Genomic DNA, 11,215 nt, shown 5'->3' on the forward strand with positions numbered 1-11,215 from the left:
TTTCCACGTCGTGCCGGCCTTTCCATGAGTCACGTCCCTGCAGTATCCAGGCCGTTCTTAAGAGAATCGCCAGGTACGCTCCAGCGCATGGACTTCAGTCTGTGGACCTGCGCTGCCCGAGGGCACGAGACCTACGCCCCGACCGAGCCCGAGCTCGCGGTACGCCTCCACGTCGCCACCCCGGCGGGTGAATCCTGGCGCTGCCTGCGCTGTGGTGATTTCGTGCCGGGCGAGCCGCGCCGCAGCGGTCCCGCCGACGACGCGCCCGAGGTGCCGCGCGGGCATCTGCTGCGCGACCGCATCATCATGCGACTGCTGGCGACCGAGCGCATCATCCGTGCGCTGGTGCTGATCCTGCTGGGCGCGGGTGTGCTGAAGCTGCGCGGGTCACGTGAGCATTGGAAGTCCAACTGGGACAAGGATCTTCCGCTCATCCGGCAGCTGGCCGACCAGATCGGGTTCAACCCCGACCATTCGAAGATCATCAAGGGCATCGACAAGGCGTTCACCTTCTCCCCCAATGTGCTGACCTGGGTGGCGGTGGCGCTGTTCGCTTACGCCGCAATCCAACTCGTGGAAGCCACCGGCCTGTGGCTGGTCAAGCGGTGGGGTGAGTACTTCGCCGTCATCGCGACCAGCATCTTCCTGCCGCTCGAGATCTACGAGCTCACCGAGAAGGTGACCGTGCTGCGCGCGGGGGCGCTGCTGATCAACCTGGCCGCGGTGATCTGGCTGCTGTGGAGCAAGTCGCTGTTCGGGCTCAACGGCGGGGCGAAGAAGTACTTCGCCGAACACCACTCGGAGAGCCTGATGACCGTCGAGCGCGCGGCCGTCGCCGCGCAGTCCGAGGATCGCACCGAACGCATCGTCACCCAGCGTCCGTAATTCGCTTCGCCTCCGAAATCCGCTCGGCGGCCGTGCCTTTCAGGCGGGCACGCCGAGCCCCTCGGCGAGAACCGGCCAGGACTTGATCAGCTCATCGCGGAAGACGCCCCAGGAGTGCACGCCGTCGGGCGGCAGGTCCACGGTCGCGGGGATACCGAGTTCGGCGAGATGGGCGACGAGGTTGCGGGTGCAGTAGCCGGTCGCCGTCTCGATGGTGCCGTCGAAGATGAGGTGCACGAGGTAGCCGGCGACGCCGGGGGCGATGACGAATCGCCCGTCGACGATGTCGTACATGCCCGGGATGCCGTTGCCGCTGGAGATGTAGAGCGGCATACCGCGCAGTCGGTCGGCGTGCAGGTAGGGATCGTTGTCGGCCCACATCGGGTCGCCGGGTGGCCCGTACATATTGTCGGCGTTGCCGCCCACGCTGGCGACGACGATGCGGGCGAAGGTTTGCCCGACCGGGTCGCTGGTCTGCACGCAGCCGCTGTAGGTCGCCGCCGCCCGGAACAATCCTGGTTTGGTGATGGCCAGATTCAGGGCCGGGGTCGCCGACATCGACACCGCCGCAATGGCATTGACGCCATTGGTACCCAGACCCGCGTCGATCAGGGGCGGCAGTTCCTCGGTGAAGAAGGTCTTCCACTTGTTGACGCCGAGCACGGGATCCGTTGCGCGCCAATCGGTGTAGTAACTCGCCAGCCCGCCGGTGGGGACGATGACGTTGATGTCCTTCTCCCCCAGGAAGTCGAACACCTCCGGCACCTGGGCGTGCCAGCTCTTGTCGGTGGTGCCGGCGTCGGTGCCGTTGAACAGGTACAGGGTGGGCCGTGGCCGGGAGGTGTCGGCGGGCCGCAGCACATCCAGGTGCACCGACTTGTCCATGGCCGCCGAGTACACCTCCAGCGCGATATTGCGGCCGTCGACGACCTCGACGCCGATCACCTTCGAGCCGTCGGCGCTCACCGGGTCCGTCAGCAGCGCACCGGATTCGATGATCGGGTCGGCGGGGGTGGCGTGCGCGGCCACCGGCGTCGCGAGGGCGACGGTAACCAATCCCGCTGTCACAAGGGCGTTCCACAGTCGATACCGCACGATCGTCGTCCCCTCGATCTTGGTGGTGAGGACGACTCTGCCATATGCGGTGCGCTGTAACCCCCGCATCTATTCATAAAGGTCGCGGCGTGACGCCCCCGGTAACTCCCGTCACGCCGCGACGATCCCCGCGCCGCTTACGGGGTGACGATATTGAAGGCCGGGTCGGGCTTGTCCATGACGTCCTTGAGCTGCTTGAGCTTGGTCGGATCGCCACTGACCTTGATCGCGCCGGACTGGATCTCCTTCACGATGTCCTTGGCGCCGGTCATGGTGGCGATCAGCTCCAGCCGCGACAGGGTGAAGGTGGCGTCGGGGGCCGCGCCCTTGAAACCGGCAGGCACCACGAAGTGGATGAGCACGCCATTGCGTAGTTCGGTGCGGTAGGTCTGATTCTGGTCGGAAATGACCCAGTCGTTGACCAGGTGCAGGTCCCACGCCTTGGGGCCGTTGATCAAGAAGGCCGCCGAGTCGAAGACCTGGTCCACGCTCAGGGCGCTGATCATGGTGGGCGAGTTGCCCTTCGTCGGGGTGCCGAAGTTGCCGTTGCGCAGTTCGTACGCGCCGGAGAGGTAGAAGTTGCGCCAGGTGCCGTTCTCGGAGCCGTAGCCCAGCTGCTCGAAGGCGCTGGCCTGCAGCATCTTCGCCTTCTCGTTGTTCGGGTCGGCGAAGATCAGGTAGTTGAGAACCTGGACGCACCAGCGGTAGTCGCCGTCGGAGTAGGCCTTGCGGGCCACCTTCAGCACACCGCTCGCGCCGCCCATGGCGTCGACATGGCGCTTGCCGGAGTCGACGGGCGGGTGCTCCCACAGGTGGGCGGGGTTACCGTCGAACCAGCCCATGTAGCGCTGGTAGATGGCCTTCACGTCGTGGCTGACCGAACCGTAGTAGCCGTGGGTGTACCACTTGCTCTCGAGCGCGGGCGGCATCTGGATCATTTCGGCGATCTCGGTGCCGACGTAGCCCTGATTGAGCATGCGCAGCGTCTGGTCGTGCAGGTAGGCATACGTATCGCGTTGCAGCGACAGCCATTCGGTGACCTTGTCGGCATTCCACATGGGCCAGTGGTGCGAGGCGAAGGCGACCTCGTACTCGCCGGAGAACATATTGATGGTCTCGGTCAGGTACTGCGACCAGACGTGCGCGTCACGCACCAGCGCGCCACGCAGGGTCAGCAGATTGTGCAGGGTGTGAGTGGCGTTCTCCGCCATGCACATCGCACGGAAGTCGGGGAAGTAGAAGTTCATCTCCGACGGCGCTTCGGTGCCCGGGGTGATCTGGAAGACGACCTTGATGCCGTCGATGGTCTCTTCCTGACCGGTGTGGGTGACATCCTTGTTCGGCGGGATGAGGCTCACGGTGCCGACCGAGGTGGTCATGCCCAGGCCCGCACCGACCTGGCCCTTCGCACCGCGCGGCAGTTGCGCGCCGTACATGTAGGCGGCGCGGCGGGACATGGCGGTGCCCGCGAAGATGTTCTCCTCGACCGCGTGCTCGACGAAGCCCGCCGGTGCGATGACCGGAATCCGCCCGGAGGCAGCGTCTTCGGCGGTGATGACGCCCATCGCGCCACCGAAGTGGTCGACATGCGAGTGGGTGTAGATCATCCCGACGACCGGCTTCTGCCCACGGTGGGCGAAGTACAGGTCCATGCCGGCCTTGGCGGTCTCGGTGGAGATCAGCGGGTCGATGACGATGACGCCGGTCTTGCCCTCGATGAGGGTCATGTTCGACAGGTCCAGGCCGCGGATCTGATAGATGCCCGGAACCACCTCGTAGAGGCCCTGTTTCACCACCAGCTGGCCCTGCCGCCACAGCGACGGGTGCACCGAGTTGGGGCAGGAGCCCTGCAGGAAACCGTAGGACTCGTTGTCCCACACCACCTTCCCGCCGGCATCCTTCACCACATCGGGCTCGAGCTTGGCGATGAAGCCCCGGTCGGTGTCGGTGAAGTCCTGGGTGTCGGAGAACGGCAGCGAGGATTGCGCCTGCTTCTGCGCGTCGACGATGTGGCCGCTGGGATCGGACGCGTCCTTGGTGGACTTCTCGGCGGCCGAGCCGCTGTCGCTGTCACTGTCACATCCGGCGACGGTCGCGCCGACGCCGGCGGCCACCAGGGCGGCCGCGCCGACCCCGAATACCCCGCGCCGGGACACCGTGAACCCACCGGGCTTGCGGTCGTCCCCGTTGTTCGTGAGGTCCTCGTCGGTCATCAGCGCTCTCCTGTCTCCATGCGGTGGATGCGGTGGCAGAACGGGTAGCCGATCATTCGCTGCCATTCTGCCCTGTGGGCCACAGTACATCACTATTGCAGTCAGTCTGCAATAGACTGGGTGGGTGACCCCACTCGAAACCCCTCGAACCCCGCGCCGGACCTGCGCGCACGGGCCGGGGCCGGATGTGATCGGATTCCTGCTATGAGCGAGGGCAAGGGCAGCGGCGGCAAAGGCAACGACGGCCCGCGGCGGCGGCGCAATCCGGAACAGACCCGCCGCGCGATCATCGAGGGCCTGCTCTCGGCGGTCCACGACGGCGAATTCGACCCGACCACCCGCAGCATCGCCGAACGCGCCGGCGTCTCCGAACGCAGCATCTTCGTGCACTTCCCGACCCGCACCGCGCTCATCACCGCCGCGGTGGACCAGCAGTCCGAGCAGGTGGAGACGCTGATCGTCGCGGCCGATCCGGCGCTGCCGCTGGCCGAGCGCATCGACGCGGTGGTCCGCCAGAGCGAGGCCATCTTCGCGCTGCAACGCGAGCCGCGGGTGCTCGGCCTGGTCGAATCCCTGCGCACCCCGGAGGTCGATGCGCGGATGCGCTTGACCGACAGCCGGATTCGCGACGCCCTGGCCGACCTCTTCGCCCCCGAGCTGGCCGCCCACGAGGGCGAGCAGCTGCTGGACCTGGTCGACGCCACCGTCGGCTGGCCGTACCGCCACCACCTGATGGATCGACGCGCCCTGTCCACCGCCGCGGCCTCGGACGCGGTCCGCCGCGCGCTCACCGCGATGCTCGCCCGGACGGACTGAGCGCTGCGGGCGGCGCCAATAACGGACAACGGGGACATCCTCTCCGGAAACAGCTGGTGCGGCGGCGACTCTGCCGCACCCACAGCGCGTGCGCCTCACCCGATCCGGGTGACTCGGCGGTCCGAAATTTCCCAATTGCCCTTCGATTGCCGCTACGTTGCTGTCAACGGCAGCAGTGCGCCGGGACAGCGTTCGGAGCAGGAGGCACGATGAGCACCGCGGGACAGCACCACCTCCCGTTCGAGGACCGACATACCGAACCGACCGCCCCGGACCTCACCTACCCGACCCTCCCCCGCACCGACCTCCTCCGCCGCCTGGACGCGGCCGCCGACGCGCACCGCACTATCCTGCTCAGTGCCCCGGCCGGAACCGGCAAGACCATCCTGCTGCGTACCTGGCTCGAAGGTCGCCGCACCCGGCACGCGGCGACTCGCACCGCTTGGATCACCGCCGACTCCGGCACGGATCTCTGGACGCGCCTGCAGCACAACCTCATTCACTCCGAGCAGGCACCCCGATCGCAGCCATCCGGCCACGGCCCCGGCCATCACCGCACCGAACTCTCGGCGGTGCCCGCACCGCGAATGCCCCTGCGGCGCAGCCAGCCCACCGCGGGCCGGCCGGACCTGACAGTCCCCCCGGACCCTCGACCCGCCCCTGCGGTCGGCCGAAACCTGATCCACGCGGCCGAGAATGCGAACGCCGCCGACACCGCGACGAGCGCGACCGCCGTCGACATGGCAACGGGCGCGAACGCGGTCGAGACGGCGGCGAGTGCGAACGCGGCTGCCGAATCGGTGTCGGGGCGGGAGGGGGTCGGTGCTTCCGCGCCGGCGCGATGCCTCAGTGCGTTGTCGGCGGATTCGGGGCCGGTCGTGGTGGTGATCGATGCGGCGCACGAGATCATCGATGTGGGGGTGCTCGCGGAACTCGAGCGGTTTGCGAGTCTCACACCGTCGAATGTCACCGTGGTGGTGGCCGCACGGTTCGATCCGCCGCTGCGGTGGCACGCGCTCGAATTGCGGGGAGCCTTGGCACGGTTCGGGATTCGTGAGCTGGCATTGACGGCGGCCGAGGTCGAGGAGCTGTGCGCCCAGCACGGCTGTGTGCTCGAGGGCGTCGTGCTCGACCGCGTCATGGCCTTGACCGACGGGTGGGCCGCGCTGGTACGGATGGCCGCATTGCATCTCGCGGCACGACCGCGCGATCGGGAGACCTCCTTGACGACACTGGCGCGCCCACCGCAGTTGATCTCGGAATTCCTTGCGCGCGAGGTGATCACGCCGCTGCCCGCGCTCGTGCTGGAATTCCTCACCCGCACGGCGATTGCGGACTCGTTCACCGAAGAGCTGGCCGAGCGGTTGACCGGGCGACCGGCTCGCGCGGTGCTCGACGAGTTGGACCGCGTCAATTTCCCGGTCCGGCGCGAGAATCGTGATGGGGCGCTGTGGTTCAGCTATCCCGCGCTGCTGCGGGCACGCCTGCTGGTCGAGGCGCGGGGCCTCGACGCGGCCACGCTCACCGGCATTCGACGGGCCAGCGCCCACTCGTATCTCGCTGCGGGCCGGGCGCTTTCGGCATTCGAGCAGCTCTGCGCGCTCGACGACCCCCAACCCGCCCGGGAGTTCATCCGCGACCAAGGCCTGGGCGTGGTGCTCGACGGAGATGGGCCACAACTGTTCCGGCAGCTCGAGCATCACGATCCCGGCCTGGCCGCCGACCTCTACGTGCACCTGCTCCGCGCGGTCGACGCCCTCACTGAGGGCGAAATCGCGGACGCCACCGCGTATCTCGACCTGGCGTCCGTCTCCCTCTCGACCGTAGAAGCACCACGGTTCGAGACCGGACGAAAGCCGATATCCCGCACGGCGTCGACCGAAGCACACGCGGTCGATCCCGGAGGGGCGTGTGTGCCCGTGCGCTGGTCGGCGCTGCTGCGGCGGGCCGTGGAGATCGAGGTTGCTGCGGCCCTGGGCCGGCCATTGGGGAACCTCGCGGTGGGGGCCGGGACCGAGCAGACCGGCAATCAGGACATCGATGCCTATGTGGCGGTGCAGGATGCGACCGTGCTGCTGGTGCGCGGGGAGGTCCGCGCCGGTGAGGAGCGGTTGCGGAGGGCGTTGACGCTGGCCCGGCACGCACGCCATGCGCGGCTGGCGTTGCGGTCGACGAATCGGCTCGCGGTGGCGTCGGGGGTGGAGGGGTCCATCGCGGGGATGCGGGAACGCGCGCAGCGGGCCCTGGATATCGCGGGCGCGCATCGGCTGATGGATTCGGCCGACGCCCTGCAGGCGGTGGTGATGACCGCGCTCGCGGCGCATGTGCAGGGCGACGATCAGGGCAGTCGCTATTTCGCGGGCGTACTCGCCGACTACGGGCGTCGCGGGGTGTTCGGTCCCGGCAGCCATGAACATGTGGTGGCACAGGTGCTCGCGTTCGATGCCGCGCCGGACCGCTATCGCGCGGCACAGTCGTTGCGGCACAGCATGTCGACGCTGTTGCACCGTTCGCTGCCACCGTTCACGCTCGGGCTGCTGGTGCAGTCGGTGTGGGCGCTGCTGCGGGTGCCCGACGGCCGGGCCGCGCACCAACTGGTCGCGGAGGCGCGACGCACGGTGGGTGAGCATCCGGCGGTGGTGCTGTGTGAGGCGGGGCTGGCGGGTGCGACCAATCGGCCGCGTTCGGTGCTCGCCTCGACCACGCCGCTGCTGGCCGCCGAGGACCGCGTGAATCCGCTGATGGCGGTGCTGGCGTGGTTGCTCGACGCCACCGCCCATGCGGGACTGGGCAATTCGCTCAAGGCCTACGAAAGCATGGCCAATGCGCTGCGGCGCGCGGAGCCCGAGCATCTCCTCCGCCCCTTCCTGGAGGTGCACGGCGTACTCGATCTGCTCGACCGGTTCGGTGACCGCTTCGGTCACGAGAACGCTTTCGCCGCCCGCATCCGACACCATCCGGCTGCCGGACGTGGACCGGTCACGCATCCGGCACTGACGACCACGGAATTGACGGTGCTCAAACAACTTCCGTCGGGACGGACCACCCAGCAGATCGCCGATGATCTCGGGGTGTCCATCAATACCGTGAAGACGCATATGCGCGGCATCTACGGGAAACTGGGGACGAGTTCGCGCACCGACGCACTCGATCGGGCGCGCCGGACCGGATTGCTCTGAGCGCGAATCGGTATCGCGCAGCAGCATCGGTAATACGCGGAAAAAGAAAGGGCCGGTGCGGCGTGATGAGGGGTGCGCCGCACCGGCCCGCCCGCTCGGAACCTGTCGGCCAGGAGGGGTATTCCGAGCGGGAAGTCTTTTGACTAGGCGCTACCCCAGGCCTGCATCAGATAGGTGATCTGCGCGGCGATGGAGGTGATGGTCTGCGTCAGGTCCAGAGTCGCCGAACCAAGCTGGATGAGCGGGAACTTCATTCTTGCTCCAGTTCGCTGAGGATCATGTGGCGATTCTCAAGCTAATCCGACAGTCGTCCGCCCGACTCACCCGAAACGGGTGAAAGGCGGGCTTGCAAGGCCGAATGCGGCAATCTGCTGGCTATGCTCCGGTGGCGACGTGCCCGCACAACCGGAGGTAGAGCTCGTGGCGATGGATCAGAGCAGCGATTTCGATGTGGTCATCATCGGCTCCGGATTCGGCGGGAGTGTGACGGCACTGCGGCTGGTGGAAAAGGGCTACCGGGTGGCCGTGCTCGAGGCGGGACGCCGCTACGCCGACGCCGATTTCGCCAAGACCAGCTGGCATCTGAAGGAATTCCTGTGGGCTCCCGCCCTGGGCTGCTTCGGAATTCAGCGCATTCATCCACTCAGCAATTGCGTGGTGCTGGCCGGTGCGGGTGTCGGCGGCGGATCGCTGAATTACGCCAATACCCTCTACGTCCCGAAGGACGGATTCTTCGACAACCGGCAGTGGGCGCACATCACCGACTGGAAGAGCGAACTCGCGCCGCACTACGAGCAGGCGCGCAAGATGCTCGGCGTGGTGACGCATCCGTATTGGACGCCCGCCGACGAGGTGGTCCGCTCGGTCGCCGAGGAGATGGGCGTCGGCGACACCTTCATTCAGACGCCGGTCGGCGTGTTCTTCGGCGAACCCGGCAAGACGGTGCCGGACCCGTTCTTCGGCGGCGTCGGTCCCGACCGCACCGGCTGCATCGAATGCGGCGAATGCACCACCGGTTGCCGCCACGGCGCGAAGAACACGCTGCTGAAGAACTATCTCGGGCTGGCCGAACACGGTGGGGCGCAGATATTTCCGCTGACCACGGTGACCACGCTGACACCGCGGCTCGACGGCAGCTGGATGGTCGGCACCAAACGCACCGGCAAGCTGCCCGGGGTCGGGACGCGCACCTTCACCGCCCGGCACGTGGTCCTCGCCGCCGGTACCCGCGGCACCCAGAAACTGCTGTTCAGCATGCGTGACCGCAAGATCCTGCCGCAGCTCTCGCGACGACTCGGGGAGCTGACCCGCACCAATTCGGAAGCCATTCTGGGCTCGTGCAAGCCGACGGTGGATCCGGCCTACGACGGCACCCGCGGGGTGGCCATCACCTGCTCGTTCTATCCCAGCCCGGATACCCATATCGAGCCGGTGCGCTACGGCAAGGGCTCCAATGCGATGGGTCTGTTGCAGACCCTCATGGTCGACGGTGAGGATCCGGCCGACTCGTCGTCGCGGGTGACACGGCTGGCCAAGCTCGCCGTGCGGCATCCGGGCCGATTCCTGCGAGAGTTGAACGTGCGCAACTGGTCCGAGCGCACCATGTTGCTGCTGGTCATGCAGAACCTCGACAATTCCATCACCACCTACACCCGCCGTGGGCTCTTCGGCCACCGCTATGCCAGCCGTCAGGGCGAGGGCGAGCCGAGCCCCACCTGGATTCCGGCGGGTTACGAGGCGGCCAAGCGGATCGCGAAACGGATGAAGGCCGAGCCGGGCGCTTCCTGGGCCGACATCTTCAAAACGCCGATGACGGCACACTTTCTGGGCGGATGCGTGATCGGTGTGGACGCGGCCGACGGCGTGATCGACCCCTATCACCGCGTGCACGGCTATCCGTCGCTGTATGTGGTCGACGGAGCGGCCGTCTCGGCGAATCCGGGAGTCAATCCGTCCCTGACGATTTCGGCGCAGGCCGAGCGCGCCGCCTCGTTCTGGCCCAACCGTGGCGAGCCCGATCCCCGTCCGGCACCGGGCAATCCGTATCGCCGTGTCGACGCGGTCGCACCGCACGCGCCGATCGTTCCGGCGGGCGCCCCGGCCGCCCTGGTGCTGCCCATCGTCGGCGTCAACGGATCACGTCCGTCGAGTTTGTAACGCTCACCCATTTCGACACCTCGACAGGAGAATTCATGCACCATGCGTCCGGGCAGATCATCAGCCATGCCGTCGGCGTGGCCATCAGTCCGCTGGCTCTGATCGCCGTCATCCTGATCCTGGCCTCCCCGCGCGGCAGAACGAATGCGCTCGCCTTCGTGGCGGGATGGGTGGCCACGGTCTCGGTGGTGCTGGTGGCGGTGGTGACGCTCGGTGAAGCCGCCGGTGCGCATCAACGCGACGGCGGCCCGGCGACCTGGGTGTCCTGGTTCCGGCTCGTTTTCGGTCTACTCCTGTTGCTGATGGCACTGCGCCAGTTGAAGATTCACAATGCCTGGGAGTCCGGCGGCGAGCTGCCGCCGCAGTTGCGCCGCCTCGACGAGTTTCGTCCCGGCCGCTGTGCCGCGCTGGGAGCGATTCTGGTGCTCAGCAATCCGAAGAACGTCATCCAGATGGCGGTGGGTGGCGTCTCGGTGGCCGAGGGCGACACCTCGAACCTGGCTCGCACCGTCTCGGTGGTGGCGTTCATCGTCATCGCGTCGCTGGGTGTGCTGGTGCCGCTGGGCGTGCACTTCTTCGGCGGCGGCACCTCCCACGCCACCCTGGACCGCTGGAAGCAGTGGACCGTCCGCAATCACGCGGGCATCATGTCGGTGCTGTTCACGGTGCTGGGCGCGAAGTCGCTCGGCGATGGCATCAGCGGCCTGTTCTAGTCCCGTCGGGTACCGAAAAGCCGTGGGGCCCCGGGGAGATTACGACCGCGGGCCCCCGGGTTTGAGTTTTGCCGGGGGATGATGGGGGGTGCATATTGTAGAAAGGGTGGCAGCGCTCGGAAAAGCCCACCAGGAGTGGCGAAGCAGGGGAAAAAAA

At 67.3% G+C, this 11,215-nt stretch carries 7 protein-coding genes; 5 read left to right on the forward strand and 2 right to left on the reverse strand.

Going from position 1 to position 11,215, the window contains the following annotated elements; translation table 11 throughout:
• Positions 1 to 87: 87 nt before the first annotated feature.
• Positions 88 to 885 carry a DUF2127 domain-containing protein gene (locus ACFXHA_RS03985; protein ID WP_379352666.1) on the forward strand — a complete coding sequence of 266 codons (798 nt, stop codon included), beginning with the start codon at positions 88 to 90 and terminating at the stop codon, positions 883 to 885.
• A 39-nt stretch (positions 886 to 924) separates the two neighbouring features.
• On the opposite strand, the gene ACFXHA_RS03990 is transcribed toward ACFXHA_RS03985, so the two are convergent.
• Together ACFXHA_RS03990 and ACFXHA_RS03995 are read right to left on the reverse strand one after the other, a co-directional pair.
• On the reverse strand, positions 925 to 1,953 hold the full coding sequence (locus ACFXHA_RS03990; protein ID WP_379352668.1) for an alpha/beta hydrolase: 1,029 nt from the start codon (positions 1,951 to 1,953) through the stop codon (positions 925 to 927).
• 164 nt (positions 1,954 to 2,117) lie between these two features.
• Positions 2,118 to 4,193 carry an alkyl/aryl-sulfatase gene (locus ACFXHA_RS03995; protein WP_379352670.1) on the reverse strand — a complete coding sequence of 692 codons (2,076 nt, stop codon included), beginning with the start codon at positions 4,191 to 4,193 and terminating at the stop codon, positions 2,118 to 2,120.
• Between the two features lie 204 nt (positions 4,194 to 4,397).
• On the opposite strand from ACFXHA_RS03995, the gene ACFXHA_RS04000 reads away from it, so the two are divergent.
• From ACFXHA_RS04000 to ACFXHA_RS04015, 4 genes are all read left to right on the forward strand, one after another.
• Positions 4,398 to 5,009: a TetR/AcrR family transcriptional regulator gene (locus ACFXHA_RS04000; RefSeq protein ID WP_379352671.1), complete on the forward strand. Its 612-nt coding sequence runs from the start codon at positions 4,398 to 4,400 to the stop codon at positions 5,007 to 5,009.
• Positions 5,010 to 5,218: 209 nt separating this feature from the next.
• Positions 5,219 to 8,188 carry a LuxR C-terminal-related transcriptional regulator gene (locus tag ACFXHA_RS04005; protein WP_379352672.1) on the forward strand — a complete coding sequence of 990 codons (2,970 nt, stop codon included), beginning with the start codon at positions 5,219 to 5,221 and terminating at the stop codon, positions 8,186 to 8,188.
• A gap of 426 nt (positions 8,189 to 8,614) precedes the next feature.
• The gene (locus ACFXHA_RS04010) at positions 8,615 to 10,345 is read left to right on the forward strand and encodes an FAD-dependent oxidoreductase (protein WP_379353442.1); all 1,731 of its coding nucleotides are present in this window, start codon (positions 8,615 to 8,617) and stop codon (positions 10,343 to 10,345) included.
• 35 nt (positions 10,346 to 10,380) lie between these two features.
• Positions 10,381 to 11,058 carry a GAP family protein gene (locus ACFXHA_RS04015; protein WP_379352674.1) on the forward strand — a complete coding sequence of 226 codons (678 nt, stop codon included), beginning with the start codon at positions 10,381 to 10,383 and terminating at the stop codon, positions 11,056 to 11,058.
• The last annotated feature ends 157 nt before the right edge of the window (positions 11,059 to 11,215 follow it).

The sequence above is a fragment of the Nocardia sp. NPDC059240 genome (genome assembly GCF_042753865.1).
Taxonomy (GTDB): domain Bacteria; phylum Actinomycetota; class Actinomycetes; order Mycobacteriales; family Mycobacteriaceae; genus Nocardia.

What these genes read in the sequence shown, in the direction of transcription:
- ACFXHA_RS03985 (WP_379352666.1), top strand. Translation starts at nt 88, where the DNA reads ATGGACTTCAGTCTGTGGACCTGCGCTGCCCGAGGGCACGAGACCTAC.
- ACFXHA_RS03995 (WP_379352670.1), bottom strand. Translation starts at nt 4,193, where the DNA reads ATGACCGACGAGGACCTCACGAACAACGGGGACGACCGCAAGCCCGGT.
- ACFXHA_RS04000 (WP_379352671.1), top strand. Translation starts at nt 4,398, where the DNA reads ATGAGCGAGGGCAAGGGCAGCGGCGGCAAAGGCAACGACGGCCCGCGG.
- ACFXHA_RS04005 (WP_379352672.1), top strand. Translation starts at nt 5,219, where the DNA reads ATGAGCACCGCGGGACAGCACCACCTCCCGTTCGAGGACCGACATACC.
- ACFXHA_RS04010 (WP_379353442.1), top strand. Translation starts at nt 8,615, where the DNA reads ATGGATCAGAGCAGCGATTTCGATGTGGTCATCATCGGCTCCGGATTC.
- ACFXHA_RS04015 (WP_379352674.1), top strand. Translation starts at nt 10,381, where the DNA reads ATGCACCATGCGTCCGGGCAGATCATCAGCCATGCCGTCGGCGTGGCC.